This window comes from Brachybacterium sp. 107, from assembly GCF_052379725.1.
Classification (GTDB): domain Bacteria; phylum Actinomycetota; class Actinomycetes; order Actinomycetales; family Dermabacteraceae; genus Brachybacterium.
Map to the genome: position 1 here is coordinate 109,427 of NZ_JBQSYW010000008.1, position 22,299 is coordinate 131,725.

A 22,299-nucleotide genomic window follows, 5' to 3' on the forward strand; every position below is an offset into this window, starting at 1 on the left:
ACTTGTGGACCTGATCACCGAATTCCCCCTGGGCGACGACATCGCCGTGACCCTCCTGGTGCTGGGCGTCCTCGCCGTCGCCGCGCTGGTCGTCGGCGCCGTCGTCCCCAGCCGCCTGCGACGCGATGAGGACGCTCCCGAGATGGACGACGGCCTCGGTCGTCGCCTCGGGAAGCAGCTCACGGCTGCAGGGTCCCTCATCCTGTGGGTGGGACTGCCCGCCCTGGTGCTGCTGTACCTGGTGCCCGGCTCGACCGACGATCGCCTCCTGCGCTCGGCGATGATGCTGGTGGGCCTGCTGCTGGGGCCCTTCGCGGCCTGGCGCGGCCTGGCCGTGCAGCTGTCCGCCCTCGGGATCGACACGGAGCGGCGGCCGGCGCTGATCTCCCGGCTGGGCGCTCTGGCCGTCACCGGAGCGCTCGCGACCGCGGTGCTCCCCGTCGTCCTCATCGTGTGGTTCCTGCATGCCTCGGGGTCCTCGGCGCTCCTGGGACTCGCCGCCGGCGCCGCGATCTCGGCGCTCGCGATCCGCGTGACCTCGGCGCCCCTGGACGCGGCGGCCGCCGCTGCGACCGTGCTGGTCGGCACCGACGAGCACGAGATCGACGCCGATGACGACGACAACCTCGGCATGCCCCACCTGCGGGCGTCCCGGATGTTCCGTCGCGGGGCGGCGCTGAGCGCCGACCTCGTGGCCCTGACCTCCGCGGCGGCTGCACTGGGAATCCTGCTGGGGGTGCCCGTCCTGGCCGGCGAGGGCATCCTCGTGGTCCTGCTCGCTCTCGGGGTGGCGATGCTCGCCGCCGGGGCGGTGGCCGTGGTCCCGCACCTGGGCAGCGCCGGGCACGAGCGCGGGGCACTGCGCCTGGGCGGTCTCGTCCCGGCCGTGCTCGGCGGCGTCGGCATGGTCGTCGCCGCAGCGCTGTGGCTCCCGTCGGCCTACAAGGAGCTGCGCTTCGCCCAGGTCGGCATGGAGAACTTCACGGACCCGGCCGTGGCCGGGCCCGAGCCGCTCCCGCGCGCACAGCTCGAACCGCAGATCGAGCAGGCCGTGGCGGACATGGGCCAGTGGATCGAGCAGACGGACGAGACGCGCGACGCGAGCGCGTTCCTCGACGTGCTCACCCTGTACACGATCTCCCCGAGCACCGTCGTGGCGGCGTCCCTGGGCCTCGGCGTCCTCGCCGCCCTGGCCGCGGTCCTGCTGCTGGACCGCACCGGTCACCGCACGGGCGGGACCGTGCTGCGGGCCGCCCGCACCAGCCGCACCGGTGGCGCCCTGGGCATCACCTCGGCACTCGCCTCGACCGCGCTGATCGCGGCGGGCGCCCTCGCCCTGGTGATCCTCGTCGGAGGCGTGATCTCGGTGCTCAGCGCCGGGGTGCCCTCGCTGGCCCTCGCCCTCCTGGCCCAGGCGGGCCTCGGGGCCCTCGTGGTGGCCGTGGCCTATGCCGGGTCGCTGCTGGCCCCCAGCGTGGTGGACCGCCCCGGCATCGGGCGCGGGCTGCGCGACGCCGCGTCCGGTGCGGCGACCGGCCCTCGCGCCGCACTGCTGCTGGCCGCCGTGCTGACCTCCCTGGCGGCGCTGGGACCCGTGGTGAATGCGCTGCAGACCGCCGCTCGGGGGAAGACGGTCTGGGAGGACCGTGCGCTCCATGCCCTCAGCCCCGTCTCGCTGCCCGTCCTGGCCGGCGTGGGCCTGGGTGTGCTCACCGTGCTGCTGGTGACCTCGTCCCTGCTCGACGGCGCCCGGCGCCTCGGGGCCGAGGCCGTGGTCGAGACCCGCTCCGCGATGCTCGAGAACCGCAGCGGGGTGGCACTGGACGACCTGCCCGAGCTGGTGCGTCGTGCGGTGCTGCCGGCCCTCGTGGTCGTCGTGCTGATGCCGGTCGTCGCAGGGTTCGGGCTGGGTCCCGCCGCCCTGCCGGGCCTCGTGGTCGGCGTGGTGCTGAGCGCCGCCGCTCTCGGCCTCTGGACCCTCGGCGCCGGATCCACCCTCCAGAACGCCTCCACGGTCATCGGCCAGGGGCGCTACGGCGGCCCGGGCTCCTGGGGCCACTCCGGCGCGCTGGGCGGCGCGGTGCTCACCGGCGCCCTGCGCGGCGCGATCGGATCCGTGGCGCTGCCGCTGGTGCTGGTCACCTCGCTCCTGGCCGCGCTCAGCGTGAGCTCCGTGGTCGGTATGGCCACGGACGGGACCAACGTCTTCCTGCGCTGGGGGATCGCCGTGGTCGCCCTGGTGATCGCACTGACCTGCTGGGTGGTCTCCGCGACCGCCACGGAGGTCGACCTCGAGGACGGCGAGGGCGAGATCTCCAAGCCGCTCTTCGCCCGCGCCGAGGAGGGCCCGGAGGACACCCTGGACGCCATGGACTGGGAGTCCGACGACGATTCCCGGCAGGTCGTGGTTCCCTCGCGCAAGCCCACCTCGACGAAGCGCGGCAAGCCCTCCACGACGAAGGATGGCAAGGCCGCCACGACGAAGCGCGGCAAGCGCCGTGGTGCGACTGACGAGGGCTGACGATCCGGGGTGCGGCTCCGAGGGGTGATCCCTCGGGCCGACTCCGGACCCCGGTCGTGCGGGGGAGGGGTCAGACCCGGGCGCCGAGGCCGCGCAGCACGAAGTCCTCGAGCGCGGACGGCGAGAACCGGCGCGAGGTCGAGCCCACCAGCAGCGAGTTGACGACCCGCACGGTCGCGTCGATGTCGAGATCCGCGGCGAAGTCGCCGCGAGCCACGCCGTCCCGCACGATCGTGCGCAGCACCTCCTCGATCAGGAGGACATGCTCGCGCATGCGCTCGGCGGCGCTCTCGGTGAGCGAGGCCTTGCCCATCGACTGCGGCATGTGGAACGAGACGTTCAGCTCGAGCTGCGTGCGCACATAGGCCCGTGCGGCCTCCCGCGGAGAGGCGGAGTCGCTCACGCCGGCCCGCAGCTGGGCGATGTAGTCGGAGGTCTCATGGAGCGCGTACTCGACCAGGAGGGTCTCGCGGTCCGGGAAGTGGTTGTACATCGCGGTGCGGCCGACGCCGGCCGCGGTGGCTATCTTCGAGAACGTGATGGTCTCGAAGTCCTGGGTCTCCAGCAGCTCCGCGAGCGCGGCGAAGATCTTGTCGCGCGTGCGTTCGCGGTGCTCCTCGAGGGAGGCTCCGATGATCTTGGGCATGACGCATTCTTACACTTCGACAGAACGATGTGCGCACCGCGCCGAGCGGGGGCTCTTCCCGCGCGGATATGGCGGGTAGGCGCGAGTCGCGCACCGGTATGCACGAAGGACCGCCGGCCGATGGCCGACGGTCCTGATCGAGCGGGTGACGGGAATCGAACCCGCGCTATCAGCTTGGGAAGCTGAAGTTCTACCATTGAACTACACCCGCGAAAATCCACCTGACCAGTGCGTGATCCCGGAGGATCGGCCCTCGTCGAGCGAACGCAGATCAGCATACCTGAGGTGGCGATGCTCCGCGAACCGGGTCCGCAGGGTGATGCGCACAGGGGAGTCGGTCGGGCCGTCGGGGTGCCGGGACGAGGGCGAGCGCGGGAACGGCGGCGGGACGGCGTGCCGTCCCCGGGGGCGGGCGGATAGGCTGTGCGGCGTGCTGCTGAGCGATCATGACATCCGAGGACAGATCGAGGCCGGGCGAGTGCGCCTGGAGCCTTTCGATGACGCGATGATCCAACCTGCGTCGGTGGATGTGAGGATCGACCGGTATTTCCGGCTCTTCGACAACCACAAGCACGCGATGATCGACCCCGCGATGGAGCAGGCGGATCTGACGCGCGAGGTCGCCGTCGATCCCGAGGAGCCGTACATGCTCCATCCGGGCGAGTTCGTGCTCGCGTCGACCTACGAGCAGATCACCCTCCCGGATGACGTCGCCGCACGGCTGGAGGGCAAGAGCTCCCTGGGTCGCCTCGGTCTGCTCACCCACTCCACCGCCGGGTTCATCGACCCGGGCTTCCAGGGCCACATCACCCTCGAGCTGTCGAACATGGCGACCCTCCCGGTGGCGCTGTGGCCCGGGATGAAGATCGGGCAGCTGTGCTTCTTCCAGCTCTCCAGCGCCTCGGACAGCCCCTACGGCAGCGCAGGGAACCTCAACCGTTACCTCGGTCAGCGCGGCCCCACCCCGTCGCGCTCGGCGCTGAACTTCCACCGCACCGTGATCCCCGTCCAGGAGGACTGATGAGAGACACCGCGGATGACGCCGACTCGAACGTCACCGGTTCGGGCGAGAACGTCACGAGCTCGGACGGGAAAGCCGCCGGTTCGGCCGGGAACGTCGACGTGACGGGTCACGGCGACGAGGCTCCTGCCGTCCCCGGCTCGGAGGGAGCCCGCACCGCGCATCGGCTCCAGCTGCCTCGGGACACCCCGGCGACGGACGTGCTCGCCATGGTGCGCAATGTGCGCCCGCAGGCCGTGCTGGAGGAGGACGGGACGATCGAGATCGGCGACGACACCCGTCTGGTGCCCGATCCGTCGCCCCGCGGCGCCGGCCGCTGGACCATCGAGACCCCGCGGGTGCGCGAGGATCCCGTGCCGGAGGGCCTCGAGGACCCCCACGGGTACGGGAGCGCCTTCCCGGAGGGACTGCCGTTCGCGGCGGAGCGGCGCGCGCTGGATCTGGTCTGGTCGCTGGGCCGTCGCCTCTACGGGGCCGTGGTCACCGACGGCGGGGTCCGCCTCGAGCCGCACCCGTTCCACGTCCGGGATCTGACCGTCGTCAGCCCGCATGCACTGGCTCCGGAGTCCTTCGCCCAGCTGATCGCGCCGCTCGAACCCGATGCGGAGCTGGACCGGGTCCCGTCGGAGATCGCGCGATCCGGGTACAGCGTCACCATTCCGCTGAGCGCGCCGGCCCCACAGGACCCGTCGGCTCCACAGGACCCGTCGGCTCCACAGGACCCGTCGGCGCCACAGGACTCGTCGGCCTCGCCCGCATCGCAGGACTCGCACGTCGCTCAGGCCTCGCAGAATGACGGCGGCGTGATCCACGTCCGGGTGGGGCGCAGCACGGGACATCCCGCGCTCAGCGCGCTCGGCTGGGTGGATTCCGCCGTCGACTACGAGCTCGTGCACATCCCGGCGGATGAGGCGGAACTCGCCCTCGAGAGCCCCGATGCGGAGACCGCTGCGCGCTGGGCGCACGCCTACCGCCGCATCGGACTGATCGCCGGACTGCTCACCGAGACCGTCGGCGGCTACGTCGTGGACCTCGAGGGCTTCCTCGTGGATCCCGCCGACCTCGTCTGATCCGAGCGCCTCTGCGCGCGTCGGGCCGTCGGCTCCGGCGTCAGCTCGCCGCCGCGGTCTTCGCGGGCGCTGCGCCGGCCGCGCCGAGCTTGATCGGCAGGAACGCCAGCAGCCCCAGGGCGATCACGATGACGATGCCGAGGATCCCGGTGCGGGTGTCCTGGAAGACCGCCACCGTCACGGCGAAGGCCGCCGTGCCCAGGAATCCCAGTGCCCTGCCCGTGGTGGCGTAGAGGCCGAAGTTCTCGGTCTCCCGGCCGGGCTCCGAGAGCCGGGTGAGCAGGTTCCTCGACGCGGACTGCACGGGGCCGACGAACAGACAGATCGCGAGCCCGGCGATCCAGAACACGAGGGCGGATCCGAACGCGAGGACGACCAGGCCGAGCACGATGATCCCGAGGCAGCCGACGATGATCAGCCACCGGGTGCCCATGCGGTCGTCGGCCCGTCCGCCGAGGAAGACCCCGATGCCGGCGACCAGGTTCGCGGCGATCCCGAAGATGATGATCTCGACGGTGGAGAAGCCGTAGGCGTTCGCGGCGAGCACGCCCGCGATGGAGAACACCGCCCCGAGGCCGTCGCGGTAGATCGCCGAGGCGACGAGGTACTGGAGCATGACGGGCTCCTCCCGGAAGGCCCGGATCACTCGGCGCACGATGCTGGCGTAGCCCTGCACCGGGGTCCAGCGCTGCGCGGGGGCGCCCGCGGGATGCTTGGGCGCCCAGATCATCAGCGGGAGGGTGCCCAGCAGGATCCACAGCGCCACGAACAGGGGGATCGCCCGGTAGTTCCAGCCGTCGTCCCCGGTGATCCCGAGCAGCCCGGTGCCCGGCATCACGAACAGGACCAGCACCGCGCCCAGGCACACGATCGATCCCCAGTACCCGACCGCCCAGGCCGTGCCGGAGATCCGGCCGCGGTTCGCCGGGGTGGAGACCTCGGGCAGCACGGAGTTCACGAACACGCCGGCCAGCTCGCTGAACACGACGGCGAGGGCGATCAGGGCGGCCCCCAGCACAAGATCGTCCGCGTCGAGCGCGACCAGGGGCATCAGGGCGACCACCAGCACGGTGGCCAGGGTCGTCACACGCAGCAGGGTGTTGCGGACCCCGCCGCGGTCGGCGAGATTGCCCAGCAGCGGGGCGAGCAGGGCGATCGCCACGGCCCCGATCGACTGCCAGGTGGTCAGCACCTGGGAGCCATGGTCCTGCGCGGCCTTGATCGCCTCCTCCCCGACGGCGCCCTCGGAGGCGACGGCGCTCGCGACATAGGTGGCGAAGACGAAGGTGAGGATCACGGAGCTGAAGGCGCTCATCCCGCCGTCCCACAGCGCGAACGAGACGACGGGGCGACGACGGGGTCGCGGTGCGGGGTCCGAGATGATGCGGTCTCCCGGGTCCGGGGTGGTGGCCATGACCTCACTGTACGGAGCGCGGAGCGTCCGTCAGCACGTGAAGTGGGAGAAGGCCCTCAGAAAAGCACGGCGATGCTCCCGTAGAATGGTCAAGGCCCCTTCCCCTGCTGTCGATGGACGGAGACTGCGTGTACACGATGCTCCTCGCCCATCTGGTGGCCGCGCTCGCGGGGCCGGTCCTGGTGCGGCTGATGGGGCGCAATGCGTTCTTCGTCCTGGCTGCGGTGCCCGCGGCCTCCACGGTGTGGCTGGCGACGGTGGACCCCGTCGCGCTGGCGCACAGCCCTCTCGAGGTGTCCGTCCCCTGGATCCCCTCCTTCGGCATCGAGCTCGCCTTCCGCCTGGACCCGCTGAGCTGGGTGATGGCGATGATCGCGACCGGCATCGGGGCGATCGTGCTGATGTACTGCGCACGCTACTTCCAGGACACCGAGCCCGGTCTGGGTCGCTTCGCCGGCGTGCTGACCGCCTTCGCCGGGGCGATGATCGGCCTGGTGCTCTCCGACGACGTGATGGTGCTCTACACCTTCTGGGAGCTCACCACCGTCTTCTCCTACCTGCTGATCGGGCACTACCAGGACCGGCAGGCCTCGCGCCGTGCTGCGATGAACGCCCTGATCTCCACCACCGCCGGGGGACTGGCGATGCTGGTGGGGCTCCTGATGATCGGCGCGGAGGCGGGCTCGCTGCGGATGTCGCAGATCCTGGTCTCCCCGATGTGGGCGGACGCCGGCCCGTATCTCGTCATCGCCGTGCTGCTGATCCTGGCCGGGGCGATGACGAAGTCCGCCCTAGTGCCGACGCATTTCTGGCTGCCCGGTGCGATGGCCGCACCCACCCCGGTCTCCGCCTATCTCCACGCGGCGGCGATGGTGAAGGGCGGCGTCTACCTGATCCTGCGGTTCGGTCCGGCGCTCACCCACCTCGAGGCGATCAGCATGATCATCGCCGTGTTCGGAGCGGCGACGATGCTGCTGGGCGGATGGCGCGCGCTGCGGCAGACGGACATCAAGCTGCTGCTGGCCTACGGCACGGTCTCCCAGCTGGGCTTCCTCTCCGCGGTGGCCGGGCTCGCCACCCATGACGCCCTGCTGGCGGGACTGGCGATGCTGATCGCCCACGCCGTGTTCAAGGCGCCGCTGTTCATGGTCGTCGGCATCATCGACAAGAAGTTCGGGACCCGTGACCTGCGGGTGCTGTCTGGCGTGTGGAAGGTCGCGCCGGTGGTCGCCCTGATCGGCACCATCTCGGCCGCGTCGATGGCCGCGGTGCCTCCGCTGTTCGGCTTCGTCGCCAAGGAGGCGCTGTTCACGGCGCTCTGGGACGGCGCGCCCTGGCACCGCATCCTGCTGGTCGCGCTCGTCGCGGGCTCGATCCTCACCGTCGCCTACTCCTGGCGCTTCATCCACGGAGCCTTCGGCGCCGCTCCGGGCGCACCGGCGGTCGATGCTCCGCGGATCCCGGTGCTGTTCTGGCTGCCGCCGGCGCTGGTCGCCGTGTTCTCCGTGGCGTTCCCCCTGTTCCTCGGCCCGCTCGAGACGGTTCTGCGGGGCTTCTCGGCCCAGCTGCCCGAGACCGGCCCGGGGATCCACCTCGTCGTGCTCCCTCACCTGGGGGTGCCCCTGCTGGCCTCCGTGATCGCGCTCGGCCTCGGTGTCGTGCTGTGCCTGGTCGCGCGGCCGTTCGCGGCGCTCCAGAAGAAGGTCTCCCCGCAGACCTGGGCCGGCGAGGAGGTGCTGGACCGGATCGACGCGGAGCGCGGCTTCCGCCGCCTGATGCGCAGCACCGACGCGATCTCCGTCGCCGTGACCCCGCTGTTCCAGCGCGGCTCCCTGCCCTACACCCTGGGCACGATGCTGCTGGTGCTGATCGCCCTCGTGGCCCCGATCGCGATCTCGCAGTCCCCGCTGCCGGACAACCTGGTGCTCTTCCACCATCCCGTCGAACTGATCATCCTCCCGGTCGCCGCCCTCGCCGCGCTCGGTGCCGCCCGGTCCCGGCGTCGCCTGCGCGCGGTCTTCCTCATCTCGATCACCGGCTACGCGGTCGCGGTGCTGTTCCTCGTCGCCGGCGCCCCGGACGTCGCGACCACCCAGGTCCTGGTGGAGACCGCGATGACCGTGGTGCTGGTGCTCGTGCTGCGCCGCCTGCCCACGCACTTCTCCCGCAGGCCGCTGCGGATCGGCGCCTGGGGCCGCTGGGCGATCGCGATCAGCACCGCCGTGGTCCTGTGCGGCGCGGCGCTGTACGCGGCCGAAGCCCGCTACCTCGACCCGCTCGGACCGGGGCTCATCGAGACCGCCTACACGATCGGCGGCGGCCACAACGTCGTCAACGTCGCCCTCGTCGATGCCCGCGTGTGGGACACGATGGGCGAGATCTCGGTGCTGCTGGTGGTCGCCACGGGCGTGGCCTCCCTGATCTTCGTGACCCGCCGCGAGCAGTCGATCTCCCGCGTGCGCGACCTGGACCTGCGCACCTCGATCTGGCGCCGCCGCTCCGATGCCGCCCTGCCGCAGAACGCCCTCGATTTCGATGCACGGCCCGACGATGTCGCCGGCGGCAACCGCTGGCGCACCTGGCTCTCGGCGGGGCTGACCCTCGCCCCGGAGCGGCGGATGGTGATCCTCGAGGTCACCACGCGGATCGCCTTCCCGCTGATGATGATGTTCTCGCTGTACCTGCTGATGGCGGGGCACAACCTCCCCGGCGGCGGCTTCGCGGGCGGTCTGGTCGCGGGCCTCGCCCTCGCGCTGCGCTATCTGGCCGGTGGCCGGTACGAGCTCTCCGAGGCGGCGCCCGTGCAGGCCGGTCTCGTGCTCGGCTCGGGGATGGCGATCGCTGTCGTCGCGGGGGTGCTGCCGGTCCTCTTCGGCGGGACGGTGTTCGCCACGGCCACGCCGATCGTGCACGTGCCGCTGCTCGGGGAGCTCCACTTCCCCAGTGCGCTGCTGTTCGACATCGGCGTCTACCTCGTCGTCGTCGGCGTCCTCCTGGACTTCCTGCGGACCCTCGGCTCCCAGATCGACCAGCAGCAGGAGATGGAGTCCGATGTCCGTTAGCCTCGCCCTCCTCCTGACCGCCGGGGTGCTCATCGCCTGCGGCGTGTACCTCGTGCTCGAACGCACCCTGACCCGGGTGATCCTCGGCTTCGTGCTGCTCGGCAACGGGGTGAACCTGCTGTTCATCGTCGCCGCCGGACCGCCCGGGAAGCCCCCGTTCGAGGGCACCGCGGATCCGGGCGAGATGACGGATCCGCTGCCCTTCGCCATGGTGCTCACGGCGATCGTCATCTCGCTGGGCATCACCGCCTTCGGCATGGCGCTGGCCTACCGTGCCTGGCAGCTGTTCGGGCACGACGAGGTCCCCGACGACGTCGAGGACCGGCGCGTGCTGCGCCGTCGGCGCCGACGGTCCGAGGACGCCGAGAAGCTGCCCTGGTCCCAGGCGCTCTCGGAGGAGTCCCGCCGCGGTGCGCTCATGCATTCCCAGGGCTTCGCCCCGGCCGACGACGACCAGCTCGGCTCCGACCTCACGAGCGCCGAGGACGTCCCGCAGGACGCCACCGAGGCCGACGAGGGCCAGGAACCCGCGCCGCGGCCGGCCTTCCGGCGACGCGCACGCGATCAGGACCGAGGTCGTGAACAGGACCGAGGTCGTGATCAGGACCGGGGTCGGGGCGATGACCACGGTGCGACGCGGGCCCCCGGGGCGGGCCCGGCCACCGATCCCGACCCAGAGCACATCGACGAACGGGGGGACGCATGAGCATCGAGCTCCTCCTCGCCCTTCCGGTGATGCTGCCCCTCGGCGGCGCCGCGGTGACCCTGCTGCTGCGCCACCATCCCCGCGTGCAGCTGTGGCTGACGATCCTCACGCTCGTCGCGATCCTCACCGTCGCCCTGGTGATGGGTTATCACGTGACGCAGGAGGGCGTGCTCGTCCTCCAGATCGGCAACTGGTCCCCGCAGCTGGGCATCGTGCTGGTCGCCGACCGGCTCACCGCCCTGATGCTCGTGGTCTCCAGCTTCGTCACCCTCGCGGTGCTGGTGTACTCCAGTGCGCAGGCCGTGAGCGAGCAGACCGGGCGCACGCCGCTCGCGATCTACCACCCCACGTACCTGGCGCTGGTCGCCGGGGTGTCCATGGCGTTCCTCGCCGGGGACCTGTTCAACCTCTATGTCGGTTTCGAGGTGCTGCTCGCGGCGAGCTATGTGCTCCTCACCCTCGGCGGCTCCGCCAGCCGGATCCGCGCGGCGACGATGTATGTGATCGTCTCCCTGCTCAGCTCGATCATCTTCCTGTCGGCCATCGCTGCGGTCTACGCGGCCACCGGCACCGTGAACCTCGCCGAGCTGGCGGTGCGCCTGGACGGGCTCGAGCCCGGCACCCGGATGATGCTCGAGCTGATGCTGCTGGTCGCCTTCGCGATCAAGGCCGCGATCTTCCCGCTGAGCGCGTGGCTGCCGGACTCCTATCCGACCGCGCCCGCCCCGGTGACCGCCGTGTTCGCGGGCCTGCTGACCAAGGTGGGCATCTACGCGATCCTCCGCATGGAGACCCTGCTGTTCCCGGCCTCCCAGATCCAGGATCTGCTCCTCGCGGCCGCTGCGCTGAGCCTGTTCATCGGCATCCTCGGCGCCGTCGCCCAGACGGACCTCAAGCGCGTGCTGTCCTTCACCCTGGTCTCGCACATGGGATACATGCTGTTCGGCATCGGGATGAGCACCCAGCTGGGGATGGGCGCGACCATCTACTACGTCGCCCACCACATCACCGTGCAGTCCACGCTGTTCCTGGGCGCGGGGCTGATCGAGACCCGCGGCGGCACCACGAACCTCATCAAGCTCGGCGGTCTCGCGAAGCTCGCCCCGCTCATCGCGATCCTCTTCTTCATCCCGGCCATGAACCTCGCCGGCATCCCGCCGTTCTCGGGCTTCATCGGCAAGGTGGGCCTGATCGAGGCCGGCATCCAGTACAACCTCGCCTCGGGCTGGATCCTCATCGCCATCAGCGTGCTCACCAGCCTGCTGACGCTCTACGCGATCGCGAAGATCTGGAACCGTGCCTTCTGGCAGGAGCCCAGCGAGGAGATCGTGCAGCGCGATGTCACGATCCCGAAGGTGATGACGGGCGCCACCTCCGCGATGATCGGCTTCTCCCTCCTGCTGACCGTGCTCGCGGGACCGATCATGGCCTACTCGAACGAGGCGGCCGCCTCGGTGCTCGAGCGTGTCCCCTACGTCAGCGCGGTGCTCGGGGACGACGCCGCGGATGCCCTGGTGTACAAGATCCGTGAGGACGGGCAGAGGGTGGAGGACCGATGAAGCGCCGATTCACCGAACTGACCCGCTCCTGGATCTGGATCCTGGCGTCGGTCGCCCTGTGGTGCCTGCTGTGGGGTGGGCTGGATCTGAAGAACCTGCTGGGCGGCCTCGTCGCGGCGCTGTTCGTCTTCGTGCTGTTCCCGATGCCGCCGCTGGGCCATGAGCTCACGATCCGTCCGGTGCGCTTCGTCCTCTTCCTGGTGCGCTTCCTGTACGACCTGTGCGAATCCGCGATCGAGGTGGGCTGGTACGCGATCCGCCCTGCCCCGCAGCCGCCCAGCTCCGTGATCGCCGTGACCATGGCCTCGCGCTCCGATTTCTTCCTCAGCTGCACCGGTGTGCTGTGCACGCTGATCCCCGGCTCCGTGGTGGTCGAGGCGCAGCGCGCCACCGGCACGCTGTTCCTGCACACCATCGGCACTGGCACCCCGGAGGAGGCCGAGAAGGCGCGGCGCACCGTCCGCGAGCAGGAGGAGCGCCTGCTGTGGGCATTCGGCCGCCGCGAGGTCCTTGAGGAGGCTGGTCTGCGATGAGCACGTTCGACATCATCCTGGTCATCTACAGCGCTGTCCTTGCGCTGACGGCGCTGGCCGTCGTGTACCGCATGGTCGTCGGGCCGACGATCCTGGACCGTGCGGTCTCCACCGATTCCCTGGTGGTGCTGGTCGTGATCGCGATGGCCCTCTACACGGCGTCCGCGAAGGCCGACTGGGCCGGGCCCGCGATGCTCGCGCTCACGGGGCTCGCCTTCATCGGCACGGTCACCTTCGCCCGCTTCGTGGGCCGCGAGGAGCCGCGCACGCCGCAGCTGCGCCGCCACCGCCCGGAGTCCGGCACCAGCACGGGCCCGCTGGACGCCATCCACGTCGACCACCGCAGCGAGGAGCACGCCCCCGCTCTCACCGAGCCCGTCGGCGTGATCGGCGCCGAGCACCTGAGCGCTGACCATGCCCCGGGCAAGGCCGGCGCGCAGGAGCAGTCCGCCGGTCCGGGGCTCGTGAACTCCGGGTTCGTCAACTCCAGGTTCGACGACGGAGCCGGGAACTCCGACCACTTCGAGCGCGGTTTCGGGGCAGAGGAAGGCTCTCGCGGCTTCGAGTCCGAGGCGCACGGTGACGAGGGGACCGACTCGACCGAGTCGACGGATACGACGGGGGAGACCCGATGACCGCCGTCGAGACCATCGCCGCGGTGCTGATCGGCGCCGGGCTGCTGCTGGCTGTGCTGGCCGCCGTGGGCCTGAACCGCTTCGACGGTGTGCTGATGCGCATCCACGCGGCCTCCAAGCCGCAGGTGCTGGGGCTGATCTTCGTCTTCACCGGGGTGAGCCTGGTGGTCGGCTCCTGGGCGCTGGCAGGGCTTCTGCTCGTGGTGCTCCTCGCCCAGATGATCACGATCCCGGTGGCGAGCGTGATGGTGGGCCGCGCCGCCTTCCGTCGCGGCTTCGTGCGCGGAGGAGACTATGCGATCGATGAGCTGAGCGACCGCCTCGCCACTCCGACGGACGATGACGACGACGAGGACGGCTTCATCGACGACGACGGCGATGACCACGAGGGCATGGCCTCCGACCGCGAGGACCAGTTCCCCGAGAACATCGTCGCGACCACCGAGGGTGCGATCACCGATCACAACTGGGAGGAACCGGAGACCGGCGCCGAGAACGTCGACGACGACGAGGTCATCGACGTCGACCTCGAGGACGAGACCGAGCGGGAGGCCGAGGAGGTCGCCGAGCGCGACCCCCGGCACTGACCGGCGCCCGCGCCCTCACCCGGCTCACGCACGGCTCTGGATCGACGCTCGGCCCCGGATCGACGCACGGCATGGCGCGGGGACGACGAGCCCGGGCCAGGTGATTCAGAACAGTCCGATGGACTCCCCGGACTCGGTGACGCCCATGCGCAGGGCGGCGGGCTCCTTCGGCAGCCCCGGCATGGTCATGATCGAGCCGGTCAGCGCGACCACGAAACCGGCCCCGATCTTGGGGACCAGGTCCCGCACGTGCAGCATGTGCCCGGTGGGGGCTCCGAGCAGCGTGGGGTCGTCGGAGAAGGAGTACTGGGTCTTGGCGACGCACACCGGGAGGGTGTCCCATCCGTTGCGCTGCAGCATCCGCAGCTGGGCGGGTGCCCTGCCCTCGAGCACGACGTCGTCGGCCCCGTAGATCTTCCGGGCCAGGGTGCGCAGCGACTCCTCGATGCCGTCGGCCGGATCGTAGAGGTGGTGGAAGCCGTCGCCGCCGCCGGTGTCCATCGCCGCGAGCACCTCGTCGGCCACGGCGAGGCCGCCCTCGCCGCCCTTGGCCCACACCTCCGACAGCGCGGCCCGGAAGCCCTGCTCCCGTGCCCACGTCAGGACCGCTTCGAGCTCGGCCTCGGTGTCGGTCGGGAAGCGGTTCAGGGCGATCACGGGCTCGAGCCCGAACTTGCGGAGGTTCTCCACGTGGCGGGCGAGGTTCACGGTCCCGGCGCGGGTGGCGTCGATGTCCTCGTCGGCGAGATCTGCCTTGGCGACGCCGCCGTGCATCTTCAGCGCGCGCACGGTGGCGACCACCACGGCGGCGTCGGGGGAGAGGCCGCCCAGCCGCGACTTGATGTCCAGGAACTTCTCGGCGCCGAGGTCCGAACCGAATCCGGCCTCGGTCACGGTGATGTCCGAGAGCTCGAGGGCCAGGCGCGTCGCGGCGAGGGAGTTGCAGCCGTGGGCGATGTTCGCGAAAGGCCCGCCGTGCACGAGAGCCGGGGTGCCGCCGAGGGTCTGCACCAGGTTCGGCAGCAGCGCGTCCTTGAGCAGCATCGTGATCGCGCCGCCCACGCCGAGATCCGCGACGCTCACCGGGGCGCGATCGTAGGTGAAGCCGATGACGACCCGGTCGATGCGTGCCTCGAGGTCCGCGAGATCCGTGGCCAGGCACAGGATCGCCATGATCTCGGAGGCCACGACGATGTCGAAGCCGTCTTCGCGCGGGACCCCCTGGGTGGGCCCGCCGAGGCCCACCACGATCGAGCGCAGGGCGCGGTCGTTGACGTCCACCACGCGCTTCCATTGGATGCGCCGCGGGTCGATGCCCAGCTGGTTGCCCTGGTGGATGTGGTTGTCGATGAGCGCGGCGAGGGTGTTGTTGGCGATCTGGATCGCGTGGAAATCGCCGGTGAAGTGCAGGTTGATGTCCTCCATCGGCACCACCTGTGCGTAGCCGCCGCCGGTGGCGCCGCCCTTGATGCCCATGATCGGGCCGAGCGCCGGCTCCCGCAGCGCCACCATCGTGGTCATCCCCTTGAGGGTGAAGGCATCGGCGAGGCCGACGGTGGTGGTCGACTTGCCCTCGCCCGCCGGCGTGGGCGACATGGCGGAGACCAGCACGAGCTTCGCGCTCGGGGCGTCGGTGAGGCCCTGCATCCGCCGCACGTCGACCTTGGCCTTGTAGGAGCCGTACGGGACGAGGGCCTCGGCGGGGATGCCTGCCGTCTCGGCGATCTCGGTGATGGGGAGCAGGGTCGCCGCCTGGGCGATCGCAAGGTCCGGGTTCTCGGCTGACATCGTCGTCCTCCAGGGTTCGGCTGCCGGCGGGGTCGCCGCAGACTCGTCGTCCCGGTCAGCCTATGACTCCCGTCCTCGCCATGCGTGTTCTTCCGGGATTGTCGCCTCCCGCCACCGGCGAGCGTGGCGAGCGGCCTCCCACGCGCACAGCAGCACGAGGATCACGAAGGTCAGGAGCCGCCAGGGCTGCAGCTCGTCGGCGGTCGCGGCGACGGAGGCGCCGAGGGCGAGCCAGAGCAGAGTGAGTGTGCCGTAGACGAGGGTCATCCGACGTGACTTGACCGTCGGGTCCCGCGGGAGCGAGCGCGCATACCCCTCGGGGGAGGCGAACTCCGCGACCAGCGTCCTCCCTTCATCGCGCGCATGGTCCTCGGCCTCGTGCAGCACCGTGGAGATCCTCCGATCGGACATCTCGCCTCGCTCTCGCAGCGCCGCGCGGGCTCGGTTCAGCCACTCGGTGTCCGCGATCTCTCCGGCGTCGAGGATCGTTGGGACGGTCACGGGGGCAGGAACCGTCGAGGGGCCCCGCCACAGCTTCGCGGTGATCCAGCACAGGATCCCGTATCCGGGGATGAGGAGCGCCGCCCACCAGCCGTTGGCTCGAGGCCCCGTCTGGCCCAGCGGCATGATGATGAGCGCGACGATGGTCGAGCAGATCGCGAGCGTCAGTGCGGAGAGCACTGCGGTGACGGGAAAAGGGAAGCAGCGCGAGGCGCGCTTGTACACGCAGATCAGAGTGATGATCGCGGCGGAGAGAAGGAGCGGCATGAGTGCGAGGCCGGCTGTGAGGTCGCCGACCTCACGGCCGGGCAGCAGATCGAGGAGGTTGCTCGCCATCAGCACAGCACTCAGTACCGCAGCTCCTCCGAGGGTGAATACCGCCGCGTCGCGGGGGCCCATCAGCAGGGGGTCGTCGAACGCATCGAGACCCTCGCTCTGCATCGCCTCGACCTGGTGGTGTGCCCAGTCGCGGGCCGGGCCGTAGAGGTCCTCGGGGCCTTCCCCGCTGTCCCGCACGAGCACGACGGCATCGAGCAGGGACTCCTCTGCGACGTCGATCTGCACCCCAGCGAACACCATCGTCACCAGGGCGTGCTCCGCCCAGTCGGCATCGGCGGGCTCTTGTCGTGCGGCGAGGTAGGCGGCTCGCAGGCGCTCCCTCTCCGAGCCATCCTCGTTCGTCAGCGTGCTGTCCTCAGGTGTCATTAGGACCTCCTTCTGGGGTGGGGCGCGGAGCGGCGCCTTCGATCTCCGGGGCCGAGCCGATGCCCTCAGCGGACGTGCCGAGCGCGTGGCCGAGCAGGGTGAGGGAAGTCCGGTCGCGGACGAGCCGGGTTCGTCCCGCAGCGGTGAGCGTGTACTGCCGGCGCGCTGGTCCGGACGGGCCGGGGACCCACTCGGCGGTGATCGCCCCGGTGTCCTCCAGTCGCGCGAGGACCGGGTACAGGGACCCGCCCTTGGGGGTGCCGAAGCCGCGGGCGTGCAGCGCTTGGGCGATTCCGTAGCCGTGCAGGGCAGTCAGCTCGAGGCAGGCCAGGACGGCGCTGGGCAGCAGTGCGCGGATCCAGGTCGCCGGCCACTGCGGGACACCGTCCGGTCTGGGATCTAGGTCATCCATAGAGTTAAGTATGCACGATACCTAGCAACCGCGCGTGATCCGAGGGTCGTGGGGCGCATGGGTCGGGATCGGCACGCTCTCCATCCATGACAGAGACGAGTGGATGGATTCCGATCGCCCGGGAGGACCCGGAGACGGTCGGCTACCTGGAACCGATGACCGACGACTACGAGCTCGTGCAGCCACGATCGCTCCTCGGACATGCCGTGGGCGCTCAGGTCGACTACGACGCGGGTGAGCGATTGGTGGAGGTGCTCAACCTGGCCGAGCTTGCCGAGCAGTGGGTGCTGGACGCGGGAACTGCCGACGAGATCGCTGGGCTGACAGTCATCGAGCTGTCCCCGCACGAAATCCTGCTTGCCGATCACTACGCGACCAAGGGACTTGCGGCCACGGAGAAGGTGCACGTGGCCTGGCCCGACCTGCCGGAGCGGCCCAGCCGGGCGTGACCGTCAGTTATAGCGCGTCACGGCCTCGCGGATCTCGGCGGCCGTGGTGCCCACAGCCTCGCGAAAGCGCTGCAGGGAGTCTTCCCGGGTCGTCCCCCGATACTTCTCGAGCAGCCGGTGGTCGTGCCGGTCCGTGGTGAACCGAGCGGCGACCATGTTGGCGAGCCAGGGAACGGTTCCTGTGCTGGACCCGGCGGTCAGATGGTCGACGACGTCCTGGACCGTCCATGCGTCGCACATCGTGGGTGCCTGCCACTGCGCTGGCGAGAGATCGCGCAGGACGTCCTCCAGGGCGGCCCGTTCCGCATGGATCAGGGGCCAGAGGTTCTTGGTGCGCATACCGCGAAATGTAGGGTCGTGCCCGGTGCGGCGCAAGACGCGTGAGTGGGCGACCGCGACGATCCCAGCACCCCGACAGCAGACATGCGAAGACCCCCGCCACTGGCGGGGGTCTTCGTGAAGGTGGCTCCGACCGGCGTCGATCCGGTGACCTTTCGATTTTCAGTCGAACGCTCTACCAACTGAGCTACAGAGCCGTGGCCGCGAGCGGCCGAGGACAAGACTAACAGGGCTCCGGCACTGATCCCAACCGGCGAGGACCGGTGAGAGGCACACCACCTTCGGGGAGGTGCTGGAGCACCTCCTCACCTCCCCGAAAGGGGTCGCACCCTGCATCGACCTCGAGCCGTCGCTCAGGAGACCTTGATGATCGACTTCCCGAGGTTGCGGCCGCGCAGCATTCCCACGAAGGCGTCGGGCGCGCTGTCGAGGCCGTCGGTGATGTCCTCGATGTACTGCACCTGGCCGGAGGCGACCCAGCCGCCCATGTCCCGCAGGAAGTCCTCGTAGAGCGCCTCGACGAACTCGAGCTGGATGAACCCGCGCAGGGTGAGGCTCTTGGCGAGCACCGTGCCCATCAGCTGGCCGCTGCGGTCCGGGCCCTCGGGCAGGGAGGTCGAGTTGTAGTTCGCGGCGAGACCGCACACCGGCACCCTCGCGTACGTGTTCAGCTGCGGCAGCACCGCATCCCAGACGGCCCCGCCCACGTTCTCGAAGTACACGTCGATGCCGTCGGGCGTGGCGGCGGCGAGACGGCCGGGCAGGTCGGGGGCGCGATGGTCGAGGGCCTCGTCGAAACCGAACTCGCGCAGCAGATCGACCTTGCGCTCTCCGCCGGCGATGCCGACCGCTCGGGCGCCGTGGATCTTCGCGATCTGCCCCACTGCCGATCCCACGGGACCGGTCGCGGCCGCGACGGCGACGGTGTCCCCGGCCCTCGGCTCACCGATCGCGAGCAGACCCGCGTAGGCGGTGAAGCCGGGCATGCCGAGGACGCCGAGCGCGGTGGTGACGGGGGCGGTCTCCGGATCGAGCTTGCGCAGATGACCGGTCGTCTCGACGCTGTACTCCTGCCAGCCGCCGTAGGACAGGACGGTGTCGCCGGGGGAGAAGCCTTCTGCCGCGGACTCGACGACCTCGGAGACCGTGGCCCCCACGACCACATCACCGATCTCCATCGGAGCGGCATACGACTTGGCGGCGCTCATGCGACCGCGCACGTAGGGATCCAGGGAGAGGTAGCGGGTGCGCAGCAGGACCTGGCCCGCGTCGGGGGAGCCGATCTCGACGGCGTCGTGCTGGAAGTCTTCGGCGGTGGGCTCGCCGTGCGGGCGGGCGGCGAGGCGGATGCGGTGGTTCAGCGGCGTGGTGCTCATGGCTCGAGCGTAGGGCGGTGGCCGGGGACGTGGTCGGGCGAGGCCTTGTGAGGGGTCCGACAGCGTGTGCGGGAATCCGCCGTCGGGCACACGAGGGCCGTTCGGCGTGACACGAGTCCCATCCATCGACGACCGACGACCGACGACCGACGACCGACGACCGACGACCGACGACCGACGACCGACGACCGACGACGGTCGCACTGGTGGATGGGGAGCCCGTCGGCCCGCGGAGTGCGCCGGGAAATGCAGGAAGCCCCGGAACGATGTTCCGGGGCTTCCTGCGAGGGCGACCCTGACCAGACTTGAACTGGCGACCTCCGCCGTGACAGGGCGGCGCTCTAACCAACTGAGCTACAGGGCCTCACGTGATCTCTGCACTTGCGCGCTTCGACCTGACCAACTCTACCGGACGTTCTCGGGGCTCCCAGCCACTTTCACTGTGAGCCGCCTCGCACTCCGGTCTCATGCGGCTGACCAGGACATCGATCAAACCGTACGAGTACCCCCAACGGGATTCGAACCCGGATCCGGTTTCGAGAGTTTATACGGTGCGACCTGCAAGAACGTTCGACCGTGGGCCGATCCTACCGCGAGCAACCGCAAGCAACTGACCTGCATCGATAGCGACGGACGGAAGCCCAGCCTACGCGGTCTCGATCCGGCGCGCAGAGTGGAGGTAGCTCTCCCGCAGAGGGGTTCCCGTAGTCGTGGTGCTCATAACCACGACTGCCCATATAGCTGGTCTTCTGCAGATGAGCTCTCGCGGTGCTCGCTTGACCTGTCGGACCCCACCGAGACCATGCAGGCATGACCAACTACGACCTCACCGACGGCGGCCGGCGCCGCATCGTCAGCGAAGACCAAGCCAAGAACCTGCGCGAGCAAGCCGAGCTGCGGGCAGAGTTCGATCGACTGCTCGCAGAGGGACGCACGGGTTGCGACTTCGGCGGCCCGAGCGAACTCGACGCGATCGATGACGAGTTCCGCCGGATCGGCGAGGGGAGTCAGGATTTCGACGGCAACGAGCCGGCGTGAGCATCGACCTGATCCGCACCCGCAATGGCTGGACCTACCCCGACCCCGGCCCCTGCGACTGCGGCGAGGACGCTGCGTGGGTCAGCTTCCAGTTCTGCCAGTGCGCCGGTGCGAACGGTGGCGGGCACCCCGCGTGGCGCTGCCGGGCCTGCGACACCGTGCGGACCCTGGGATGCATCGGAGCGATCGCAGTCCCGAACGAGTATGGCGGGCGCGGGTAGGGGTCGCTGGAGAACAGCGCGCACAGAGGCAGCCCCGGCAATGTGGACATACCGGGCGAAGGAGGCCGGCCTGTGGACAACTGCATGGCTGCAGTTCTCCACAAGCTGCATCATCGCCGGTTCAGATCGCTAGCCTGAGGCAGCCTGGCCGGAGCAGCAGTGCAGGTCACGCAGGTCATTGGGACCCCTACCACATATGACCGACTTGCACCCGGTTTCGTGTGGCACACTAACGGGACAGTGTGGACACCCGACGAGACGTCTGTGGATAACACACTAGGCATGTGAGCGAGAAGTAGGGACCCCACGTGACCATTCCAGAGCCGGAGGATGACGATGAACAGGACAGCCCCGTTCCCCCCGCAGATCGAGATGCCCAAAGGGATGCAGGCGATTCGTCTCGACTCCGACCAGATGCTGCAGGAGCTGCTGACGAACCTCGAGCAGACGCGACCAGCCCCGAGGCGGTCGACGCGAAGCAAGAGCTCGAGTCGGTCGATCGAGATGACGAAGATGATGAAGAGGGCGACTCGGATTTCACGCAGCTTGAAGCTCGCGAAGTCCAAATAGCAGTTGTCGCGGCCCGCATGGCCGCGAAGAGCTCCGAGTCATTTAGCGGGCTCATTCCGCATCCTGACGACTGGGATCGGTATGGCGACCAGTGGCACGATCGGATCGTCTGCATGTCTGAGGCATTCACTACCGACGAGTCACGTCGGCGAGATCAGATTGTCACCGGCATGGTCGCCGAAGCGCCCAAGGCTCGGCGCAACGCCCTGTGGCTGGGAGCGCTGTCTATGAGTCTCGCGTTCGTGTCTGGCACTGTGTTCGACTCTCCCGTCGTCGCGTGCGCATTCCTGGCACTCCCCGTGATGTCCATGGTCCAAAGCTTCTTTGGAGATCAGCGCAGAGCAAAGCGCGGAAGTGCCAGCGACGGCTCCGAGTAGTTCCCGGACGCAAGAAAGCGCCCCCACCCGCCCGGCGAGTAGCCAGGTAGGTGGGGGCGCTTCGTCATGCTCAGGAGGCGTCGGCCGTGTGCTCGGCCTCGCACCCGTCCCGGTCGACGGGATCCGAGTAGCGGGCCGGGCAGAGGTGGCACTGGTAGATCGCGTCGCCGTAGACGTCAGGCGTCGTGCACGGCCCGGATCCGGGAGCCCTCGGCGATGGTGTCGTGGCCCTTGCCGGCGACCCGCGGCGCTTGCTCCGTCGCTGATCTGTCGGTCCTCTCCGAGAACATCAGCTCATGCAGCATCCGTGGCGCCACTTCCGAGAACACTGGAGCCACGTAGCTCTCACCGTGAAGCCCCTCGCCGACGACTTCCACGCCCTCACCGACGGCGCGACAGTCTGGATGCACACCCCGCTGTTCCAGGTCGAGAGACGCTGCGCGATCCAGCACGAGATGATCCACCTCGAACGCGACGAGCACTGCAACCAGGACGACGCCGTCGAGCGCCGGACCGAGCAGGAAGTCGGCCGGCGCCTGATCTTCTGGGACCAGCTGCTCGAGGCGGTCCGGTGGGCACGCAACGTCGATGAGCTCGCGGAGGAACTCTGGGTCACAGAGAAGGTCCTACGGGCCCGCATCGAGACCCTCCACGCCGACGAGCTGATGGACATCGCCCGGGCCGCCTGGTCACCCGAGTAGGCCACATCGTTGGTTACGGTTCGGAAACATAACCGATACGGGGAGCCAGCTGTACCTAACCTGCGAGA

At 69.8% G+C, this 22,299-nt stretch carries 21 protein-coding genes and 3 tRNA genes; 13 read left to right on the forward strand and 11 right to left on the reverse strand.

Annotated elements, in window-relative coordinates; translation table 11 throughout:
- The first annotated feature begins 4 nt into the window (after window positions 1-4).
- Entirely contained in the window at window positions 5-2,521 is a 2,517-nt protein-coding gene (locus tag ACT3UL_RS10935) for a pyrophosphatase (protein ID WP_444578259.1), read from the forward strand.
- Between the two features lie 70 nt (window positions 2,522-2,591).
- On the opposite strand, the gene ACT3UL_RS10940 is transcribed toward ACT3UL_RS10935, so the two are convergent.
- Together ACT3UL_RS10940 and ACT3UL_RS10945 are read right to left on the reverse strand one after the other, a co-directional pair.
- Complete coding sequence (locus tag ACT3UL_RS10940) at window positions 2,592-3,167, reverse strand: TetR/AcrR family transcriptional regulator (RefSeq protein WP_444578260.1); 576 nt, start codon at window positions 3,165-3,167, stop codon at window positions 2,592-2,594.
- A gap of 140 nt (window positions 3,168-3,307) precedes the next feature.
- A tRNA-Gly gene (locus tag ACT3UL_RS10945) sits at window positions 3,308-3,378 on the reverse strand.
- Between the two features lie 219 nt (window positions 3,379-3,597).
- Between ACT3UL_RS10945 and dcd the strand changes: the two genes are divergently transcribed.
- Window positions 3,598-4,188, forward strand: coding sequence for a dCTP deaminase (gene dcd, locus ACT3UL_RS10950; RefSeq protein WP_444578261.1), 591 nt, complete (start codon window positions 3,598-3,600; stop codon window positions 4,186-4,188).
- The gene (locus tag ACT3UL_RS10955; protein WP_444578262.1) at window positions 4,188-5,258 is read left to right on the forward strand and encodes a hypothetical protein; all 1,071 of its coding nucleotides are present in this window, start codon (window positions 4,188-4,190) and stop codon (window positions 5,256-5,258) included. The genes dcd and ACT3UL_RS10955 overlap by 1 nt, the downstream gene beginning before the upstream one ends.
- A 40-nt stretch (window positions 5,259-5,298) precedes the next feature.
- Here the strand turns inward: ACT3UL_RS10955 and ACT3UL_RS10960 are convergent, their stop codons facing one another.
- Complete coding sequence (locus ACT3UL_RS10960) at window positions 5,299-6,672, reverse strand: MFS transporter (RefSeq protein WP_444578263.1); 1,374 nt, start codon at window positions 6,670-6,672, stop codon at window positions 5,299-5,301.
- Between the two features lie 137 nt (window positions 6,673-6,809).
- On the opposite strand from ACT3UL_RS10960, the gene ACT3UL_RS10965 reads away from it, so the two are divergent.
- The 6 genes from ACT3UL_RS10965 to ACT3UL_RS10990 are packed head-to-tail and all read left to right on the forward strand — an operon-like array spanning window position 6,810 to window position 13,754.
- Entirely contained in the window at window positions 6,810-9,734 is a 2,925-nt protein-coding gene (locus ACT3UL_RS10965) for a Na+/H+ antiporter subunit A (RefSeq protein ID WP_444578304.1), read from the forward strand.
- Window positions 9,724-10,440 (forward strand): Na(+)/H(+) antiporter subunit C, encoded by a 717-nt coding sequence (locus tag ACT3UL_RS10970; protein ID WP_444578264.1) that lies wholly within the window; start codon window positions 9,724-9,726, stop codon window positions 10,438-10,440. Before ACT3UL_RS10965 ends, ACT3UL_RS10970 begins: the two co-directional genes overlap by 11 nt.
- Window positions 10,437-11,999 (forward strand): Na+/H+ antiporter subunit D, encoded by a 1,563-nt coding sequence (locus ACT3UL_RS10975; RefSeq protein WP_444578265.1) that lies wholly within the window; start codon window positions 10,437-10,439, stop codon window positions 11,997-11,999. The genes ACT3UL_RS10970 and ACT3UL_RS10975 overlap by 4 nt, the downstream gene beginning before the upstream one ends.
- Window positions 11,996-12,532 carry a Na+/H+ antiporter subunit E gene (locus ACT3UL_RS10980; RefSeq protein WP_444578266.1) on the forward strand — a complete coding sequence of 179 codons (537 nt, stop codon included), beginning with the start codon at window positions 11,996-11,998 and terminating at the stop codon, window positions 12,530-12,532. Before ACT3UL_RS10975 ends, ACT3UL_RS10980 begins: the two co-directional genes overlap by 4 nt.
- Window positions 12,529-13,167, forward strand: coding sequence for a monovalent cation/H+ antiporter complex subunit F (locus ACT3UL_RS10985; RefSeq protein WP_444578267.1), 639 nt, complete (start codon window positions 12,529-12,531; stop codon window positions 13,165-13,167). Before ACT3UL_RS10980 ends, ACT3UL_RS10985 begins: the two co-directional genes overlap by 4 nt.
- Window positions 13,164-13,754, forward strand: coding sequence for a cation:proton antiporter (locus ACT3UL_RS10990; protein ID WP_444578268.1), 591 nt, complete (start codon window positions 13,164-13,166; stop codon window positions 13,752-13,754). The genes ACT3UL_RS10985 and ACT3UL_RS10990 overlap by 4 nt, the downstream gene beginning before the upstream one ends.
- Before the next feature lie 105 nt (window positions 13,755-13,859).
- On the opposite strand, the gene ACT3UL_RS10995 is transcribed toward ACT3UL_RS10990, so the two are convergent.
- Genes ACT3UL_RS10995 through ACT3UL_RS11005 form a run of 3 tightly spaced genes read right to left on the reverse strand, consistent with a single transcriptional unit; the run spans window position 13,860 to window position 17,160 of the window.
- On the reverse strand, window positions 13,860-15,542 hold the full coding sequence (locus ACT3UL_RS10995; RefSeq protein WP_444578269.1) for a formate--tetrahydrofolate ligase: 1,683 nt from the start codon (window positions 15,540-15,542) through the stop codon (window positions 13,860-13,862).
- Between the two features lie 60 nt (window positions 15,543-15,602).
- On the reverse strand, window positions 15,603-16,748 hold the full coding sequence (locus tag ACT3UL_RS11000; protein ID WP_444578270.1) for a hypothetical protein: 1,146 nt from the start codon (window positions 16,746-16,748) through the stop codon (window positions 15,603-15,605).
- The gene (locus tag ACT3UL_RS11005) at window positions 16,738-17,160 is read right to left on the reverse strand and encodes a PadR family transcriptional regulator (protein ID WP_444578271.1); all 423 of its coding nucleotides are present in this window, start codon (window positions 17,158-17,160) and stop codon (window positions 16,738-16,740) included. The genes ACT3UL_RS11000 and ACT3UL_RS11005 overlap by 11 nt, the downstream gene beginning before the upstream one ends.
- An 86-nt stretch (window positions 17,161-17,246) precedes the next feature.
- Here ACT3UL_RS11005 and ACT3UL_RS11010 point away from each other — a divergent pair, with 86 nt between their 5' ends.
- Complete coding sequence (locus ACT3UL_RS11010) at window positions 17,247-17,609, forward strand: hypothetical protein (protein ID WP_444578272.1); 363 nt, start codon at window positions 17,247-17,249, stop codon at window positions 17,607-17,609.
- Between the two features lie 3 nt (window positions 17,610-17,612).
- On the opposite strand, the gene ACT3UL_RS11015 is transcribed toward ACT3UL_RS11010, so the two are convergent.
- The 4 genes from ACT3UL_RS11015 to ACT3UL_RS11030 all read right to left on the reverse strand — a co-directional run bounded on the left by ACT3UL_RS11015 (window position 17,613) and on the right by ACT3UL_RS11030 (window position 19,688).
- Complete coding sequence (locus ACT3UL_RS11015; RefSeq protein WP_444578273.1) at window positions 17,613-17,948, reverse strand: maleylpyruvate isomerase family mycothiol-dependent enzyme; 336 nt, start codon at window positions 17,946-17,948, stop codon at window positions 17,613-17,615.
- A 124-nt stretch (window positions 17,949-18,072) separates the two neighbouring features.
- A tRNA-Phe gene (locus ACT3UL_RS11020) sits at window positions 18,073-18,145 on the reverse strand.
- A gap of 156 nt (window positions 18,146-18,301) precedes the next feature.
- Window positions 18,302-19,324: an NADP-dependent oxidoreductase gene (locus tag ACT3UL_RS11025; RefSeq protein ID WP_444578274.1), complete on the reverse strand. Its 1,023-nt coding sequence runs from the start codon at window positions 19,322-19,324 to the stop codon at window positions 18,302-18,304.
- Window positions 19,325-19,614: 290 nt separating this feature from the next.
- Window positions 19,615-19,688 (reverse strand) — tRNA-Asp (locus ACT3UL_RS11030).
- A 446-nt stretch (window positions 19,689-20,134) separates the two neighbouring features.
- Here ACT3UL_RS11030 and ACT3UL_RS11035 point away from each other — a divergent pair.
- Together ACT3UL_RS11035 and ACT3UL_RS11040 are read left to right on the forward strand one after the other, a co-directional pair.
- Complete coding sequence (locus ACT3UL_RS11035; RefSeq protein WP_444578275.1) at window positions 20,135-20,362, forward strand: hypothetical protein; 228 nt, start codon at window positions 20,135-20,137, stop codon at window positions 20,360-20,362.
- A 529-nt stretch (window positions 20,363-20,891) separates the two neighbouring features.
- Window positions 20,892-21,530: a hypothetical protein gene (locus ACT3UL_RS11040; RefSeq protein WP_444578276.1), complete on the forward strand. Its 639-nt coding sequence runs from the start codon at window positions 20,892-20,894 to the stop codon at window positions 21,528-21,530.
- Window positions 21,531-21,706: 176 nt separating this feature from the next.
- Here ACT3UL_RS11040 and ACT3UL_RS11045 read toward each other — a convergent pair whose 3' ends face one another.
- Window positions 21,707-21,835 carry a hypothetical protein gene (locus ACT3UL_RS11045; RefSeq protein ID WP_444578277.1) on the reverse strand — a complete coding sequence of 43 codons (129 nt, stop codon included), beginning with the start codon at window positions 21,833-21,835 and terminating at the stop codon, window positions 21,707-21,709.
- A 45-nt stretch (window positions 21,836-21,880) separates the two neighbouring features.
- Between ACT3UL_RS11045 and ACT3UL_RS11050 the strand changes: the two genes are divergently transcribed.
- Window positions 21,881-22,231 carry an ImmA/IrrE family metallo-endopeptidase gene (locus tag ACT3UL_RS11050; protein ID WP_444578278.1) on the forward strand — a complete coding sequence of 117 codons (351 nt, stop codon included), beginning with the start codon at window positions 21,881-21,883 and terminating at the stop codon, window positions 22,229-22,231.
- Window positions 22,232-22,299 lie beyond the last annotated feature (68 nt).

Bases quoted from the DNA above. Each gene is read 5' to 3' on its own strand.
- ACT3UL_RS10975 (WP_444578265.1), top strand. From the start codon at position 10,437: ATGAGCATCGAGCTCCTCCTCGCCCTTCCGGTGATGCTGCCCCTCGGC.
- ACT3UL_RS10980 (WP_444578266.1), top strand. From the start codon at position 11,996: ATGAAGCGCCGATTCACCGAACTGACCCGCTCCTGGATCTGGATCCTG.
- ACT3UL_RS10940 (WP_444578260.1), bottom strand. From the start codon at position 3,167: ATGCCCAAGATCATCGGAGCCTCCCTCGAGGAGCACCGCGAACGCACG.
- ACT3UL_RS11035 (WP_444578275.1), top strand. From the start codon at position 20,135: ATGACCAACTACGACCTCACCGACGGCGGCCGGCGCCGCATCGTCAGC.
- ACT3UL_RS11000 (WP_444578270.1), bottom strand. From the start codon at position 16,748: ATGACACCTGAGGACAGCACGCTGACGAACGAGGATGGCTCGGAGAGG.
- ACT3UL_RS10985 (WP_444578267.1), top strand. From the start codon at position 12,529: ATGAGCACGTTCGACATCATCCTGGTCATCTACAGCGCTGTCCTTGCG.
- ACT3UL_RS11015 (WP_444578273.1), bottom strand. From the start codon at position 17,948: ATGCGCACCAAGAACCTCTGGCCCCTGATCCATGCGGAACGGGCCGCC.
- ACT3UL_RS11010 (WP_444578272.1), top strand. From the start codon at position 17,247: ATGACAGAGACGAGTGGATGGATTCCGATCGCCCGGGAGGACCCGGAG.
- ACT3UL_RS11025 (WP_444578274.1), bottom strand. From the start codon at position 19,324: ATGAGCACCACGCCGCTGAACCACCGCATCCGCCTCGCCGCCCGCCCG.
- ACT3UL_RS11005 (WP_444578271.1), bottom strand. From the start codon at position 17,160: ATGGATGACCTAGATCCCAGACCGGACGGTGTCCCGCAGTGGCCGGCG.
- ACT3UL_RS11045 (WP_444578277.1), bottom strand. From the start codon at position 21,835: ATGCTGCATGAGCTGATGTTCTCGGAGAGGACCGACAGATCAGCGACG.
- ACT3UL_RS10960 (WP_444578263.1), bottom strand. From the start codon at position 6,672: ATGGCCACCACCCCGGACCCGGGAGACCGCATCATCTCGGACCCCGCA.
- ACT3UL_RS10990 (WP_444578268.1), top strand. From the start codon at position 13,164: ATGACCGCCGTCGAGACCATCGCCGCGGTGCTGATCGGCGCCGGGCTG.
- ACT3UL_RS10955 (WP_444578262.1), top strand. From the start codon at position 4,188: ATGAGAGACACCGCGGATGACGCCGACTCGAACGTCACCGGTTCGGGC.
- ACT3UL_RS10995 (WP_444578269.1), bottom strand. From the start codon at position 15,542: ATGTCAGCCGAGAACCCGGACCTTGCGATCGCCCAGGCGGCGACCCTG.
- ACT3UL_RS10965 (WP_444578304.1), top strand. From the start codon at position 6,810: ATGCTCCTCGCCCATCTGGTGGCCGCGCTCGCGGGGCCGGTCCTGGTG.
- ACT3UL_RS10970 (WP_444578264.1), top strand. From the start codon at position 9,724: ATGTCCGTTAGCCTCGCCCTCCTCCTGACCGCCGGGGTGCTCATCGCC.